The sequence below is a fragment of the Stenotrophomonas sp. STEN009 genome (assembly GCF_056760395.1).
Genome location: NZ_JBRRES010000002.1, coordinates 191,211 through 206,441, shown reverse-complemented (window position 1 = coordinate 206,441; position 15,231 = coordinate 191,211). Strand labels below are relative to the sequence as shown.

The 15,231-nt window shown below is 66.8% G+C and carries 13 protein-coding genes; 8 read left to right on the top strand and 5 right to left on the bottom strand.

All coding sequences use genetic code 11. The features are described 5' to 3' along the window. Positions 1 to 127: 127 nt before the first annotated feature. From ACVOMM_RS01975 to ACVOMM_RS01940, 8 genes are all read left to right on the top strand, one after another. Complete coding sequence (locus ACVOMM_RS01975) at positions 128 to 2,839, top strand: TonB-dependent receptor (protein ID WP_481525825.1); 2,712 nt, start codon at positions 128 to 130, stop codon at positions 2,837 to 2,839. 99 nt (positions 2,840 to 2,938) lie between these two features. Next, a complete protein-coding gene (locus ACVOMM_RS01970) occupies positions 2,939 to 3,655 on the top strand; it encodes a FadR/GntR family transcriptional regulator (protein WP_229765774.1) in 717 nt (238 codons plus the stop codon). Between the two features lie 10 nt (positions 3,656 to 3,665). Then, positions 3,666 to 4,301, top strand: a complete 636-nt coding sequence (locus ACVOMM_RS01965) for a 2-dehydro-3-deoxy-6-phosphogalactonate aldolase (protein WP_065182277.1) — start codon at positions 3,666 to 3,668, stop codon at positions 4,299 to 4,301. After that, complete coding sequence (dgoD, locus tag ACVOMM_RS01960) at positions 4,298 to 5,446, top strand: galactonate dehydratase (protein WP_065182278.1); 1,149 nt, start codon at positions 4,298 to 4,300, stop codon at positions 5,444 to 5,446. Before ACVOMM_RS01965 ends, dgoD begins: the two co-directional genes overlap by 4 nt. A gap of 5 nt (positions 5,447 to 5,451) precedes the next feature. Continuing rightward, the gene (locus ACVOMM_RS01955; protein ID WP_481525824.1) at positions 5,452 to 6,216 is read left to right on the top strand and encodes an SDR family NAD(P)-dependent oxidoreductase; all 765 of its coding nucleotides are present in this window, start codon (positions 5,452 to 5,454) and stop codon (positions 6,214 to 6,216) included. Then, a complete protein-coding gene (locus ACVOMM_RS01950; RefSeq protein WP_481525823.1) occupies positions 6,213 to 7,148 on the top strand; it encodes an SMP-30/gluconolactonase/LRE family protein in 936 nt (311 codons plus the stop codon). Before ACVOMM_RS01955 ends, ACVOMM_RS01950 begins: the two co-directional genes overlap by 4 nt. After that, on the top strand, positions 7,145 to 8,704 hold the full coding sequence (locus ACVOMM_RS01945) for a sodium/sugar symporter (RefSeq protein WP_111186935.1): 1,560 nt from the start codon (positions 7,145 to 7,147) through the stop codon (positions 8,702 to 8,704). Before ACVOMM_RS01950 ends, ACVOMM_RS01945 begins: the two co-directional genes overlap by 4 nt. Before the next feature lie 5 nt (positions 8,705 to 8,709). Then, the gene (locus ACVOMM_RS01940) at positions 8,710 to 9,762 is read left to right on the top strand and encodes a sialidase family protein (protein WP_180875197.1); all 1,053 of its coding nucleotides are present in this window, start codon (positions 8,710 to 8,712) and stop codon (positions 9,760 to 9,762) included. Between the two features lie 9 nt (positions 9,763 to 9,771). Here the strand turns inward: ACVOMM_RS01940 and ACVOMM_RS01935 are convergent, their stop codons facing one another. The 5 genes from ACVOMM_RS01935 to ACVOMM_RS01915 form a co-directional block, all read right to left on the bottom strand. After that, the gene (locus ACVOMM_RS01935; protein WP_065182287.1) at positions 9,772 to 10,194 is read right to left on the bottom strand and encodes an H-NS histone family protein; all 423 of its coding nucleotides are present in this window, start codon (positions 10,192 to 10,194) and stop codon (positions 9,772 to 9,774) included. A gap of 77 nt (positions 10,195 to 10,271) precedes the next feature. After that, positions 10,272 to 11,753 carry an OprO/OprP family phosphate-selective porin gene (locus tag ACVOMM_RS01930; protein WP_481525822.1) on the bottom strand — a complete coding sequence of 494 codons (1,482 nt, stop codon included), beginning with the start codon at positions 11,751 to 11,753 and terminating at the stop codon, positions 10,272 to 10,274. Positions 11,754 to 11,785: 32 nt separating this feature from the next. Next, entirely contained in the window at positions 11,786 to 12,826 is a 1,041-nt protein-coding gene (locus ACVOMM_RS01925) for an alpha/beta hydrolase (RefSeq protein WP_481525821.1), read from the bottom strand. 59 nt (positions 12,827 to 12,885) lie between these two features. Then, positions 12,886 to 14,175 carry a serine hydrolase domain-containing protein gene (locus ACVOMM_RS01920; protein ID WP_481525820.1) on the bottom strand — a complete coding sequence of 430 codons (1,290 nt, stop codon included), beginning with the start codon at positions 14,173 to 14,175 and terminating at the stop codon, positions 12,886 to 12,888. 90 nt (positions 14,176 to 14,265) lie between these two features. Next, positions 14,266 to 15,216, bottom strand: a complete 951-nt coding sequence (locus tag ACVOMM_RS01915; protein ID WP_180875204.1) for a DUF2268 domain-containing putative Zn-dependent protease — start codon at positions 15,214 to 15,216, stop codon at positions 14,266 to 14,268. Between the last annotated feature and the right edge of the window lie 15 nt (positions 15,217 to 15,231).

Sequence of the window (15,231 nt, the reverse complement as noted above, 5' to 3'; positions counted from 1 at the left end):
GGTGCCCCCCGCGGGCCCCACCCCGCGCCCCCCCCCGCTGCCGGTATGCCCCCCCCCGGCCCCCCCCCCTGCGCCCCCGGGCGCGCCACTCAACCGCGACTGCTTTCCGGAATCCGGAGATACCGCCATGACCGCTCGTTCTTCCCGCACCGTGCTTTCCCTGGCCATCCTTTCGGCCCTCGCCCTGCCCTCTCTGGTGCAGGCGCAGGAGGCCGGCCCGCAGGAGGCCGTCAACCTGGACACGGTCACCGTGACCGCGCTGCGCCAAAGCCTGCAGACCGCCCAGTCGATCAAGCAGGAGGCGGAGATGGTCGTTGATTCGATCGTTGCCGAAGACATCGGCAAGCTGCCCGACAACAGCGTGGCCGACGCCCTGCAGCGCGTTACCGGCGTGCAGGTGGCTCAAGGCAACCAGGGCGAGACCACCGGGGTGGTGATCCGCGGCCTGCCGAACGTGATCAGCACCCTCAACGGCCGTGAGATCTTCAGCAGCTCCGGCCGCGGCTACGCCTTCCAGAACCTGCCGGCCACCGCCATCAAGAGCCTGAACGTCTACAAGAGCAGCGAGGCGAGCCTGCCACTGGGCGGCATCGCGGGCCTGGTGGACATCCAGCTGCGCCGCCCGCTGGATTTCGACGGTGCGGAGATCGCCGGCACCGTGACCGGTACGCACAGCAAGTACGGTGGCGACATCGATCCCTCCGCCAGCCTGCTGCTGAGCAACCGCTGGGACACCGATGCCGGCGAAATCGGCGCCATGGTCAACTTCGGCTATGTCGGCAAGCGCTATGCGTACGATGCGGTGTGGGGTGACTTCCCGAAGGTGCTGGAGAATCCGGATGGCACGCCGGCACGTACCGATGACGGCAACCTGATCGCCGCCCCCAATGGCTGGGGCACCAACTACAACCATGGCGACCGCAAGCGCAGTGCGTTCAACTATGCCCTGCAGTGGAAACCCAGCGAACGCACCGAGGTCTATGTCGAGGGCCTCTATGATTTCGTGCGAGACGACTATGACCAGGCGTTCCTGTTCAGTTTCCCGGTCGGGGTGGTGCCGCCGACGGGGCTGCAGGTCGGCGACAACTGCTATGCCAACCGCCTGGACGGGCCGCTCTCCGGCCAGACCATCTGCGACGCCACCGCAGGTACATGGACCGGCGACAGCTATGCCGCCAGCAGCACCCAGGCGCACAAGCAGCGCGGCCAGGACATCCAGAACGCGCTGGGCTTCAAGTGGCGCGGCGACCAGCTGCGGCTGTCCACCGAAGTGGCCCGTACGTCCGGCTACTACCGCGATGAGAACTTCATCATCGACACCTTCCTGGCCGGGCCGATCACCACCGTATGGGACGGCACCTCGGGCAAGCACCAGAACTGGCACCTGGCCGGCAACCCGGCCATGGATCCGTCGCGCTTCTACCTCAATGGCCTGTTCCAGACCTGGGGCGAGTCGCGCGGCGAGGAAAACAGCTGGCGCGGCGACGGAACGTTCGAGTTCCTCGACGGCCCGATCGCCAACCTCCAGTTCGGCCTGCGCTATGCCGACCGTACCGCCAGCGCCAAGGGCAGCGTGGAAATTAGCACGCCGCCGCCAGGCGGTGCCGGTACGGGCAACATCACCGCCTCGCCCAACCCGGCCAACCAGGTGGTGGGGCTGTTCCCGGCCAGCAGCTTCTTCTACAGCAAGCGCGGCAACTCCGCACTGAGCCAGTCGTTCCTGACGCCCTGCTACGACTACCTGATCGACAACGCCGACGCGCTGCGCCGTTACTACGGTCTGCCGGACGGACTGGCGGCGGAGAATCCCGGCCGCTTCTTCGATATCGAAGAACGCAAGAGCGCCGGCTACCTGCAGGCGAAGTACGACTTCGATCTGGGCGGCCTGCGCGTGGATGGCCTGGTAGGCGTGCGTGCGGAGAAGATCAAGCGTGAACTCAACGCCTTCTCGTTCGACGCGGGCACGGGTGTCTACAGTGCCATCACCCGCAGCACGCAGGACACCAATGCCCTGCCCAACGCGAGCCTGAACCTGCACTTCAACGATGCCTGGCAGCTGCGCGTGCTGGCGGCCAAGACACTGAGCTATCCGGACTTCGGTGCCTTGAACCCGTCGATCTCGCTGAACCCCGGCACCGTCAACCGGGCGGGCGTGGCCAGCAGTGGCAACCCCGACCTGAGCCCGATCAAGTCGACCAACTACGACATGTCGCTGGAGTGGTACTTCTCCCCGGTGGGCTACGTCAGTGCGGGCGTGTTCTATCGTGACATCGATGGCTACATCCAGAACTACATCACCAATGTGGTCATCGCCGGAGAGGACTACGAGCTGTCATCCCCGCAGAGCGCCGGCAGCGGCCATCTGCAGGGTGTCGAGCTGGCCTACCAGCAGACCTTCGACTTCCTGCCCGGCGCCTGGAGCGGCCTGGGTGCGCAGTTCAACTACACCTACATCGAAGGCGATACCAAGTCTCCGGAGTTCCTTGGCGGACCCGTGATCTCGCGGCCGCTGCAGAACGTCTCGAAGAACAACTACAACGCCGTGCTGTTCTACGAGAACTTCGGCCTGAGTGCGCGCCTGGCCTACGGCTACCGCAGCCGGTACATCGATTTCTTCACCCAGCCCACGGTCGCCGGAACGGAGGACCAGGTCGAGCCGGCCAGCTCGCTGGACTTCTCGATCAGCTACGACGTGACCCCGCGCGCCACGGTGGTGTTCTCGGCCACCAACCTGCTGGGCAACAACCTGCACCAGTACTGGGGCAGCGGCAACACGCGGCCGCGCGACATCCGTTACCAGGACAAGACCCTGGGCATGGGCTTCCGGTTCAAGCTCTGATGAGGACGCTCCCCCACATGCCTCACACCCTGCACCCGTCCTTTTGTCGGATAATAGGAGTGACCGCAGCCTGCGGTGCACCAAGCCAAAGGGATGCCTGTGAAACCGATCGAGGTACGCAACCTCTACGACCAAGTGGCCCAGGAGATCGGGCAGCGGATCATCAGCGGCGCACTTCAGCCGGGCGAATTCCTGCCCAGGGAAGAGCTGCTGTCACAGACCTTGTCCGTCAGCCGCTCCGCCCTGCGCGAGGGCCTGAAGGTGCTGGGCTCCAAAGGGCTGATCGAAACCCGGCAGAAAACCGGTTCGCGGGTGCGCGACCCGCGTCACTGGAAGCAGCTGGACAGCGACATCCTGGCGTGGCGCTGCGCGCTGATGCCCACCCAGGACTTCGTGGAAAAGCTGGTGGAGATGCGCGAGGTGATCGAACCGGCGGCTGCGGCTTCCGCAGCCGAGCGGCGTTCGCCCGCGCAGCTGGCCAGGATCAAGAGCGCGTACCAGGCCATGGCCGATGCACCGGACCAGGATGCGTGGGCCAAGGCCGACCTGATGTTCCACGAGAGCGTGCTGGAAGCCACCAACAACGAACTGCTGGCATCCCTGTTCTCGGTCATCGACGCGGCGCTGGGCACCTTCTTCCTGCTCTCGGCGCAGACCGCGCAGGACTTCAAGTACTCGCTGCCGCGCCACTTCGACGTGTACGACGCCATCCGGCAGAAACAGCCGGACGCGGCGCGCGCCGCCATGCTGGACATGATTGCCGACTCCCGCGCCAATCTGAAGGGCGCGCGGCTGTCCAGAAAACCCCCACGCTGAAGGAAACACCATGAGCACCGCCTGGATGCAACCCCTCCCCTTGGTTGCCATCCTGCGCGGGCTCACCCCGCAGGAAGCGCCCGCCATCGGCGCGGCGCTGGCCGAGGCCGGCTTCCACATCCTGGAAGTCCCGCTGAACTCGCCGCAGCCGCTGCAGAGCATCGAACTGCTCGCAAAGCAGCTCGGCGATCGCTGCCTGATCGGTGCCGGCACCGTCCTGTCCACCGCGCAGGTGCAGGACGTGAACAACGCCGGTGGCCGGCTGGTGGTGATGCCGCACGCGGACGTGGAGGTCATCGCCGCCGCCCACGCCAGCGGCATGGTCTGCACGCCCGGCGTGGCGACGCCTACGGAAGCCTTCGCTGCCCTGCGGGCCGGTGCGGATGCACTGAAACTGTTTCCCGCCGAACAACTGCCCCCCCCGGTGCTGAAGGCGTGGTCCAGCGTGCTTCCCGCCGGCACGCCGCTGCTGCCCGTCGGCGGCATCACCCCGGAGCGCATGGCCGCCTACCGCCAGGCAGGTGCCGCCGGCTTCGGTATCGGCTCCGCCCTGTATGCCCCCAAGACCCCCGCGGACGACGTCGCACGCCGCGCGCGTGCGTTCATCGACGCCTGGAACAGAACGAACACGGACTCCCCCGCATGAAGATCACTGCCATCACGACCTACCTGGTGCCCCCGCGCTGGCTGTTCGTCCGCATCGATACGGACGCCGGCATCTGCGGCTGGGGCGAGCCCATCGTCGAAGGACGCGCGCACACCGTGGCGGCGGCCGTGGAAGAGCTGTCCGACTATCTGGTCGGCAAGGACCCCCGGCACATCGAAGACCACTGGAACGTGCTCTATCGTGGCGGCTTCTACCGTGGCGGTCCGATCCTGATGAGCGCACTGGCGGGCATTGACCAGGCGCTGTGGGACATCCACGGCAAGGCACTGGGCGTGCCGGTGCATGCCCTGCTGGGCGGCCCCGTGCGCGACCGCATCCGCGTGTACTCATGGATCGGCGGCGATCGGCCGGCCGACACCGCCCGTGCCGCCCGCGACGCCGTGGCACGCGGTTTCACTGCGGTGAAGATGAACGCCACCGAGGAAGTGCAGTTCGTCGATAGCCATGACAAGGTCACGCGGGTACTGGAGAACGTACAGGCCGTGCGCGATGCGGTGGGCCGCGATGTGGGAGTGGCCGTGGACTTCCATGGCCGCGTGCACAAGCCGATGGCCAAGGTGCTGATGCGCGAGCTGGCGCCCTTCGGGCTGATGTTCATCGAAGAGCCGGTGCTTTCCGAGCACCTGGAAGCCATCCCGGAACTGGCCGCCCTTTCGCCTGCGCCGATCGCGCTGGGCGAACGCCTGTACTCCCGCTTCGACTTCAAGCGCGTACTGCAGACCGGTGGCGTGGACATCCTGCAACCGGATCCATCGCACTCGGGTGGCATCACGGAAACCCGCAAGATCGCGGCCATGGCCGAAGCCTACGACGTCGCCATCGCTCTGCACTGCCCGCTCGGTCCGATCGCGCTGGCGGCCAACCTGCAGCTGGATGCGGTCTGCTACAACGCCTTCATCCAGGAACAGAGCCTGGGCATCCACTACAACGCCAGCAACGATCTGCTGGACTACCTGGTGGACCGCGCGCCCTTCGAGTACAGGGAAGGCTTCGTCAGGATTCCCGACGGCCCGGGGCTGGGCATCGAGATCAACCAGGCCTACGTTGACGAGCGAGCCGCCGAAGGCCACCGCTGGCGCAACCCCATCTGGCGCCATGCCGATGGCAGCGTGGCCGAATGGTGAGCGCCATGACCGATCACGCACGTTATCCCAGCCTTGAGAACCGCGCGGTGCTGATCACCGGTGGTGCCACCGGCATCGGCGCCGCCTTCGTCGAGCACTTCGCGCGGCAGGGTGCGAAGGTCGTCTTTCTCGACATCGACGACAGCGGCGCCCAAGCACTGCTGGAAAGCCTGGGCGACATTGCGACTGCCCCGCGCTATCTGCATTGCGACATCACCGATATCGAGGCACTCCGGTCCGCCATCGCCCACGCGCGCATCCTGGCTGGACCGTTCTCGGTGCTGGTCAACAATGCCGCCAACGATGCCCGTCATGCCCTGGCCGACACCGGCATCGCGGACTTTGAACGCAGCATGGCGGTGAACCTGCGCCACCAGTACTTCGCCATCCAGGCGCTGGTGCCGGACATGCGCGCCCTCGGCGGCGGTTCGATCATCTGCCTGGGTTCGACGGGCTGGATGATCAAGAACAGCGGGTATCCGCTGTACGCGGTGGCCAAATCCGCGGTCCACGGCCTGGTCAACGGCCTGGCCCGGGAACTGGGGCAGGACCGCATCCGCATCAATGCGCTGGTACCGGGCTGGGTGATCACCGAGAAGCAGCAGCGGCTGTGGCTGGACGCGGAGGGCGAAGCACAGCTGCGTCGTGCGCAATGCCTGCCGGGCTATCTGCGCGCGGATGACCTGGCGCGCGCCGCCCTGTTCCTGGCCGCCGATGACAGCCGCATGTGTACCGGCCAGGACTTCATCATCGACGGAGGCTGGGTGTGAGCGGGTCCGCCACTGTCGCGGTGCCGGCCGCAAACACCCTGGGCGAAGGCGTGCTGTGGTGTGATCGCGAATCGGTGGTGTACTGGACCGACATCGCGCAGGCGCAGCTGTGGCGCTATCGCCCCGGTGACGGCGCGCTCACCCGCTGGCCGATGCCGGAGCGGCTGGCCGCACTGGCATTGTGCGAAGCCGAAGGCTGGCTGCTGCTGGCGTTGGCGTCGCGGCTGGCATTCTTCCATCCGGCGCGCGGCGAGCTGCGTGACGTGCTTGTGCTGCCCGACACAGGGGCGCGTCTGCGCGCCAATGATGGCGCCTGTGACCGCCAGGGCCGCTTCGTGTTCGGCATGCTGCATGAGCCCACGAACGGTCCGAAGCAGGCCGTCGCACCTTTCTACAGGCTCACCGCCGAGCTCGTGCTCGAGACGCTTCCGCTACCGACCGTGGCGATTGCCAACAGCGTAGCGTTCAGTCCGGACGGCCGCACGTTGTACTTCTGCGACTCGCTGCAGAAGCAGATCCTGCGTTGCGATTACGGCGACAGCCCGGGTGCGGTAACAGTGTTCGCCGATCTGCGCGCCGAGGATGGCGAGCCCGATGGCAGTGTGGTCGATGCTGAAGGCGGACTCTGGAATGCTCGCTGGGGCGGTTCGCGCGTGGTGCGCTACCGGCCCGATGGCCGGCAGGACCGCACGCTTTCCGTCCCGGTCGCGCAGCCCACCCGCCCGGTCTTTGGCGGCAGCATGCTGCGAACGATGTTCATCACCAGCGCACACGACGGCCTGGACGCGACGGCGCGCGCGCGCGACCCCTTCGCCGGCCATCTGTTCGCCACCGACGCCGGCATCGCCGGCGTTCCCGAACCCCGGTTCGCCGGCAACCCCAATGACGTGCCGCCGTGCCCACAGCGCGGACCCATCGCGGAGCTTCCATGAGCCTTTCCACCCTGGATATCAGCATCGTGCTGGCCTATCTGGCTGGCATCTTCATCCTCGCGCAGTGGGTTTCCCGCGAGAAGGCCGGCCGGCAGAAGTCGGCCCAGGACTACTTCCTGGCCAGCCGCAGCCTGCCGTGGTGGGCGATCGGTGCCTCGCTCATCGCGGCCAACATCTCGGCCGAACAGATCATCGGCATGTCCGGCTCGGGCTATGCCATCGGCCTGGCCATCGCATCCTATGAATGGATGGCGGCGATCACGCTGCTGATCGTCGGCAAATGGTTCCTGCCGATCTTCCTGCGCAACGGCATCACCACCATGCCGCAGTTCCTGCAGGAGCGCTACGGCAACCGCATCCGCACGCTGATGGCCGTGTTCTGGCTGGGCCTGTACGTATTCGTCAATCTCACCTCGATCCTGTGGCTGGGTTCGATCGCCATTGCCGGCGTGGCAGGCCTCAACCAGGACGTGGCGCTGGTGCTGCTGGGCGCCTTCGCACTGGCCTATCAGCTGTATGGCGGCCTGAAGGCGGTCGCGCTTACCGACATCGTGCAGGTCTCGCTGCTGGTTCTGGGTGGACTGCTGGTCACCTTCATCACGCTGGGCCAGATCGGCAACGGCAGCGTCACCGACGGCTTCATGCAGCTGTGGCAGCAGCATCCCGAACGCTTTGAAATGATCCTCAGCAAGGACAACCCGTTCTACAAGGATCTGCCCGGGCTGTCGGTGTTGCTGGGCGGCATGTGGATCGCCAATCTCAGCTACTGGGGTTTCAACCAGTACATCATCCAGCGCGCACTGGCCGCCAAGGATCTGCGTGAGGCGCAGAAGGGCGTGGTATTCGCTGCGTTCCTGAAGCTGCTCATTCCGGCCATCGTGGTGCTGCCCGGCATCGCCGCGGTCATGCTCGCCCCCGGCCTGGAACGCCCGGACGCGGCCTACCCGACGATGCTGGCGCTGCTTCCCAGCGGCATCCTGGGCCTGGTGTTCGCCGCGCTGGTGGCCGCCATCGTTGCGTCGCTGGCATCGAAGATCAATTCCGTCGCCACCATCTTCACGCTCGACTTCTATGCCAAGCGCGCGCCCGATGCCTCGGAAGCCAGACTGGTGCGTGTTGGCCGGTTCGCGGCGTCCGTCTCGATCATCGTGGCGGTGCTGACCGCGCGCCCACTGCTGGGCGGGTTCGACCAGGGCTTCCAGTACATCCAGGAGTTCACCGGCTTCTTCACCCCCGGCATCGTGGTGATCTTCCTGCTGGGCCTGTTCTGGAAGCGTGCGAACGAAGCCGGTGCGCTGGCTGCGGCGGTCGGCTCCTTCGTACTGTCGCTGGCCCTGAAGCTGCTGTGGCCCTCGCTGCCCTTCATGGACCGCATGGGCGTGGTGTTCCTGGTCACGCTGTTGCTGGGCGTAGGCGTCGCGCTGGGCACCCGCGCCAGTGGCGATCGCGACCGGATCCGCACCGACGATGTGAGCTATGCCACCGCCCCATCGTTCAACGTCGCCTCGCTGGCGGTGCTGGCGATCCTGGTGGCCCTCTACGCAACCTACTGGTGACCTCGATGCGCCTGACTGTCCGACACGCATTGGTTCTGTGCAGTGGTATGCGCTGCCTGGCCCTGCTGGCCCTGAGCGGGTTCGCCTCTGTGCTGCACGCAGCGGAGATCACATGGACCGGCACCGCCACCGTGGCCGCCCGCAACGCGGGCTGGGGGCGATTGGCGCAGCTGCCGGATGGCCGCTGGCTGGCAGTGACCACGCGCTTCAATGAAGGGCAGCCGACCACCCTGCAGCTCTCGATCAGCAGTGACCGGGCCCGCAGCTGGGCGCCCTGGTCCGACGTGGCCGAGCCCGGCCGGATGATCGACAACGGCGAACTGCTGGTGCTGCCGGAGGGGCGTGTGCTGCTGGCGATGCGTTCGCTGGTCGAAGGCGTCTCCTACCGGCTGCATCTCTATGCCAGCGACGACCTTGGAGCACACTGGACCTTCCTGAGCACCCTCGCCGGCAACGAGGCACCGAACGGGCGCAAGGACCGCGGCGTGTGGGAGCCGGTGTTGACGCGCCTGGACGACGGCACGCTGTCGGTGGTGTATGCCGATGAAACCCGTGCCGACGAGCATCCGTCCTACAACCAGGTCGTTTCACAGCGCCTGTCCAACGATGGCGGGCGCACCTGGGGACCTGTGATGACGATTGCCGAACAGCCCGGCGGTGGGCAGCTCCGGCCCGGCATGCCCGTCATGGCACGCCGCCCCGCCGGTGGCTACCTGATGGTGTTCGAGACCTGCGGCGATGACCCGCAATGCCCGGTGTCGTACAAGGTCTCGACGGACGGGCGGACCTGGCCGGCCGGCCTCGGTACGCCGCTCGCCGACCAGCGCTGCGGCCCCCACGTCATGACCAGTACGCGCGGGGTGATGCTCGTGACCTCGTGCCTGAACGAAGTCAGCTGGAGCGAGGACAGCGGATCGAGCTGGCGCACGGTGACGCCTCCCGCATGGCCGCTGGGTTTCCGCCATTCCTGGCCCGCCGTGGTCGAGCTCGGCCCTGCGGAGATCGGCGTCGTGAACGTGGTGGACGGTGCAGTGCAGATCCGTTTCGGGAGCTACTAGGGGGCGCCATCACTTCTGCTTGAACACACTCCTGCGCCCGATGACCACATCCTTGCCCGTCGTCGGCCTGGCCAGGCCCGGAATCAGGAAATCGGTCGCGCTGCGACCGTGCCGGGTCTTGTCCGCTAGCCAGCGCGGCATGCGCCCGCGACCGGTCCAGGTATTCCGCCGGTTCTCGGGGTCGCGATACTTGGGTGCGACCTTGCCCGTCTTCCGGCGCCTGTGGGAAGCGCTGCCCGCAGGCACGGGCACCGCGCTGGCGCCGGCGAACAGTTCCTCGATTGAATAGCCGCATTCTGCGGCGGCGGCGACCAGCTCACGCCTGACGACGGCCGCGGAACGTCGCTGTGCGAGAAGTTGCAGCCGCCGCTCGGCGGCCGCGATGAGTGCCTTCAACTGCCGCTCGTTCAGCGCCTTGATATCGATATGCATGGCACGCAGCGTGGTGGGGGCGCCGTGACCTGTCAAGGGATGCTCCGCGGGTGCCGCACCCGGATCGCCGGCCGGGCTCAGAACGAGACCTGCGCCCGTACGCCGACAGTATTGCCGGAATCCGGCCCCTGGGCATTGCCCACCTTGTTGTCGGTCTTCCAGTGAACGTAGTTCAGCATCAGGCGGGACCAGTTGTTGAGGTACCAGTTCAGCCCGAGCGTCCATGCCGCGCCCTCGCCGCCGCGGGCGGCATCGAGAAAGTCGTAGCGGTCATAGCGGGCCGCCAGCTCGAAGGCGCCGATGCCGCCTTCCTGCACGGGGCGAAGTACGCGCGTGGTGCCCCAGACGCCGGATCGGCTGCTGAATCCGGGACGCTCGCCGGTGATCAGCCAACCTGCGTAGACCGATGTGGCCTGCTGGTCGACCGGGTCGACCGTGCGCGACTCGATGGTGCGTGTGGTGTGTTCGGCAAAGGCCCACACCGGGCCGTACACCCCACCCAGTTCCAGGCCCCAGGCGCGGTTGTCGGTGACGTTGGCGATGGAACTGGCCGATACGCGCACGTTGCCGTTCCAGCCCAGTGCGATCGGCGAGGTCTTGTTGATGCTGCCGACGTCCTGGCCGAGATCCTCGTACCAGTACCAGCCGCCCAGGTGCAGGAAGCCGGCCTGGCCACGCAGCGGGTTCCAGTGCGCGCGCAGCAGATACGCAATCGTGTCGCTGGCCGTGCTGTCATTGCCGATATCATCGCCGGTCACCGCGACGCTGGCATGCCAGCCATCGCCGATCACCTTGGTGGTGACGCCCAGTCCGTAGTACCCGCTCTGCTGGGCGCCCACCGAGGCCACGGCATTGCGCTGCATGAAAGGCGTGTTCACTCCACTGGTGCCACCGTCGAGGCCACGGTCCTTGAGCTTGTTGCCCACGTAGATCTCTGTCGGCAGCCCTCCCATCCGCGTGTCCCAGGACAGGTAGGTGTCCTTCAGTGATACCTCGTTGCCAGCAAAGTCCGCATCGATCTTGTAGCCCAGCGGTCCCATCTGTCCCTCTGCGCCCAGGCGGCCGCTGGCCAGATCGGTGCCGGTGACGTTGCGCGCGTCGAATCCGGATCCGTGGGTGGTGCTGAAATCCACCAGCACGCGACCACGGGGATGGAAAGTGAACCGGCCATCACTGCTGCGCAGCTCGGGGCCACCCTTGCGCCAGCGCACATTGCCATCGCCTCCCCCACCGGTCGCGGCAAGCTGGGCCACCTGTGCCTGCAGAATGGCCAGGTCGTCCTGCCGGGTGTCGGCGATTGCGGCGGCTACCTGCGCGTCAACGTTGGCGTCGCTGCCGGGCACTGCGGCAGCGCCCTGCGTTCCCCCTTCCAGCGCAGCCAGGCGTGCGCTCAGCTGCTGCAGCAGGGTTGCCTGTTCGCGCAGCTGTCTGGCCTGCTCCTGCACCTGTGCACGCAACCCGGCTTCGGTATCGCTGGCCGCGGCCAGCACGGAGGGTGACGCCAGCAACAGGCCGCCGCCGGCAGCCGCGGCGAGCGCGGCACGCTTCAGTGAATTCATGGAGTTCTCCCGAATGAAGTACGGTGCGCGGCTCAGTCGCCCGCGCCATCGTCGTCCAGCGCAGGCTGGGGCTGAGGTGCAGCGGCCGGCATCGCCTGGCCACCGTTCGGGGGCAGCCGCGCAGGCGCTGGCCCGAGGTAGCCGTGGCTGCGTGCCCAGTTGGCGAAGAGCCGCGGCCACTGCGCCACCAATGTGCCGGGCCGGCCCAGCCCCCAGCTGTGGCCTCCGGCCTCGAACAGATGCAGCTCCACCGGAATACCCGCTGCATGCGCGGCCTGGTACATCGCCACGCTGTGGCCGACATCCACGATGCGGTCATCCACGGCCTGGGCCAGGAACACCGGCGGCATGTCCTTGCGGATGTGTTCTTCGACCGAATACGCCTGCTGGGCGTCGTCCTGGCTCGCCAGCTCCCGCTTCGACCGGGTCTGGTCCAGCGGCGCACGCATTGAAACGACCGGATAGATCATGCCGAGGAAATCCGGTCGCGCCGACAGCTGGTCGGCCGCATCCACCGGCGCATACAACGGGGCATCGAAGCGCGTGGCGACGATCCCGGCCACGTTGCCTCCAGCGGAAAAGCCCAACGCGCCGATGCGCTCCGGATCGACCCCCAGGCTGGGCGCCTGTGCGCGCATCAGCCGCATGGCGCGCTGGCCATCCTGGAAGGGCGAGACAGGTGCCCATCCATCGGCAGGCAGCCGGTAGTAGACAACCGCAGCCGTGACCCCCAGCGACTGCAGCCACTGCGCCGTCGGCTTGGCGGCGCTGCCGATCTGGATCCGGAAGTAGCCGCCACCGCCGAAGATCACCACCGCGGAGCCGTTCGGCTTCAGCGGGCGATAGATTTCCATGCGCGCATCGCTGATGCCCGAGACCGCGCCCTTCGCACTGCCTTCGATCCCGATCCGTTCCGGGCCACGCGCGCGTTGCTGCCAGTGGTCCTGCGGCCACAGCGGAACCACCTCGGGTGCAGGCACCGACGATGCCGCCGGCGCCGCACCCGCAAGCAAGGGATTCAGCAGCAACACAAGCACTGCCAGCCTGCGCAGTCTCCCCATGTACAGACTCATCTCACGCCCCTCCCTTCGGCCTTAACGGGACGAAGTGTGCGTCGAGCCGCGCTGGGCTCCTATAGCCGGATGGGACTAGCTGTGCCGCGTATTTCTGTGTGCACTGCAACATCATCCTGCGCCCCGCCGATGCCCGTGGCGGGCGCAGCCAACGCAGGCATCGACTTCGCCAAGCGAATGATCTCCGCTGGAAACGTGGCGTAATCGTCGACCGGGAAGGCATGGCTTTCCCTGCGCTGGATCAGCCGGACCGCGACGATGCGCTGCTCCGGTACGACAACCAGGTGCTGGCCAAGATATCCATTGGCGGCGTAGGCGCTGACCGGACCACGCTGGGATTGGAAAAGATCGGCAATCTTCAGCCCGCGGCCGGTGATCTCGGTGGCGTACAACGGCTGCCAATCGTCGCCCAGCTGCTGGCTGAGATGCGCCATCAGCGCCGACTTGCTGGCAAAGGTGCTGCCTTCCGCCGCCAGCAGCGCCTGCTGAAGCCGGTCAGATACGCCGCGTTCCCGGAGCGTGCGCTGCGCATCATTCCGCAGCGTGTATCGCGCCCATTCCGGCAGCCGCCACCACAGTAATCCGACGTCCGCAGACTGCGTACTCTCGACGGTCATCAAGGAGATCGCGTGTTCGCTCATCAGGCGCGTTCCGTCCTTGGCCACGCCGCCATCGAGCATCAGCTGACCAATGGCGGCCAGGTCCCGGGCTGACAGGGAGAGCCCGGCCATGCCCAAGGGCGTGCCCGCTTCATCCTTCATCCAGTCGTAGCGCGTGATCCCCAGGGGCCTGAAAAGGCGCGCCTCCAGATAGGCATCCACGGGCTGGCCGGCCAGGCGGGCAATGATGCCCGGCAGAAGATTGGTGGCCTTGTTGTTGTAGGAGAACGCGCTGCCGGGCACGGACGTGATTTCCGCTGCGAGCGCGAGCTGCACGAGATCCGGCGCAGATTCCAGCTCGACCCCCGCGTTGGGAACGTTCTGCAGGCCGGAGGTATGCTCCAGCAACATCCTTACCGTGATGTCCCGCTTCTGGCCCTGGCGCCATTCCGGATAGATCGCACTGACCGGTTCGTCCAGCGACGCAAGCTTCCCGTCATCGAGCAGCAGGCCGATCGCCAGCGCCATGATCGACTTGGTGGCCGACATGAGGTGAATCGGCTCGCTGGTCGAGGCCACATCCAGCAGTGGAACACCGTCCTTCTGGATCAGCAGAGCGTCGGAATGGGCAGCACGCCCGTTACGCTCGATATCCGCCAGCACCTCGGCAGGCGACTGCCTGGCCTCGGCGAAAGGACAGTACAGCGCGAACGCCAGCAATACGGACGCCACGTGTCGGATGGCAGACAAGGCAATGCTCCTTCCTGGGACATGCGGTCAGAGTGGCGATGGAGGCAGACCGCCTGCAGTGCCTGAAGTCATGGCTTCAGCACGACGTGCCTACCGCGCCGCGGTACTGCCGGGAACGCACGCCGGCGTCCAACCACTGGCGCTGAACAGCGCCTCTGCGGTTTCGGGCCTTACATCCAGCAGCTCGGCGATGGCCTTCTGCCTGTCGTCGGCGCGGTTGACGTACGCCCGCGCGATGCGCTGCCCGATCCAGTAACCCAGATCGCCGCGGCGGGTGTCGTCGCCAGGGCCGTTGTACAGCCACCGCGACAGGTCGGTGCTGTCGCGCTGCGCGACGAATTCCCGTTCCAGGGCGCATTCGCGCCCTGCGGTCCAGCGCTGCAGATGGCTGTTGGCGGGCTGCCCGGAGATCAGTTCACCCACATACTCTGCACCGCCCTCCAGCAGCGTCTGGTACAGCAGCGTAGGCGCCGGCACTTCAACCGCGGCACCGTGCTGTTGCACGTGTACATACTCGTGCGCAATCAGGTGCACGAAGCGTTCCGTCACATCGGCCTGCATCCAGTCCGCGTTGCAGAGTGTCTCCAGGCCGATCACCACGCCGTCCGGCGTGGTCACGCCACCGGTGGTGCCCCGTCCGACGAGGAGGGTGACCGGAGGAAAACGGGCCGACGGCACGATATCGCCGAGATTCCGCAGCGCACGGGTCACTCCGCTGCGGATGCCCGGCAGTGCCGCAGCACACGTGCGCGCCTTCACATACAGCGCCGGCTTCTGCTGGATTGCATCGGCAAGCCGCTGCATCGAGCCGATACGCAGTTCGCTGAACTGATGCAGCGCATCGCTGCCCGGCTCCAGATAGCGGCGCTGCAGCAACAATGCATCCGGCCTGCCACCGCTGGCGTCCATCACCGCGAAGAAGCGTGTCACATCATCGGTTCGCACGATGGGCGCGCGCGCCCGAGTCTCCGCCTGTGCGGCTGTCGCCAGCGAGGCTATTGCCAGCCCACCGGCGATCCATCTGCAGATGACCGATGCCATCGACCGCCGCGTCCG

Bases quoted from the DNA above. Each gene is read 5' to 3' on its own strand.
- ACVOMM_RS01965 (WP_065182277.1), top strand. From the start codon at position 3,666: ATGAGCACCGCCTGGATGCAACCCCTCCCCTTGGTTGCCATCCTGCGC.
- ACVOMM_RS01945 (WP_111186935.1), top strand. From the start codon at position 7,145: ATGAGCCTTTCCACCCTGGATATCAGCATCGTGCTGGCCTATCTGGCT.
- ACVOMM_RS01975 (WP_481525825.1), top strand. From the start codon at position 128: ATGACCGCTCGTTCTTCCCGCACCGTGCTTTCCCTGGCCATCCTTTCG.
- dgoD (WP_065182278.1), top strand. From the start codon at position 4,298: ATGAAGATCACTGCCATCACGACCTACCTGGTGCCCCCGCGCTGGCTG.
- ACVOMM_RS01935 (WP_065182287.1), bottom strand. From the start codon at position 10,194: ATGCATATCGATATCAAGGCGCTGAACGAGCGGCAGTTGAAGGCACTC.
- ACVOMM_RS01940 (WP_180875197.1), top strand. From the start codon at position 8,710: ATGCGCCTGACTGTCCGACACGCATTGGTTCTGTGCAGTGGTATGCGC.
- ACVOMM_RS01915 (WP_180875204.1), bottom strand. From the start codon at position 15,216: ATGGCATCGGTCATCTGCAGATGGATCGCCGGTGGGCTGGCAATAGCC.
- ACVOMM_RS01955 (WP_481525824.1), top strand. From the start codon at position 5,452: ATGACCGATCACGCACGTTATCCCAGCCTTGAGAACCGCGCGGTGCTG.
- ACVOMM_RS01930 (WP_481525822.1), bottom strand. From the start codon at position 11,753: ATGAATTCACTGAAGCGTGCCGCGCTCGCCGCGGCTGCCGGCGGCGGC.
- ACVOMM_RS01925 (WP_481525821.1), bottom strand. From the start codon at position 12,826: ATGAGTCTGTACATGGGGAGACTGCGCAGGCTGGCAGTGCTTGTGTTG.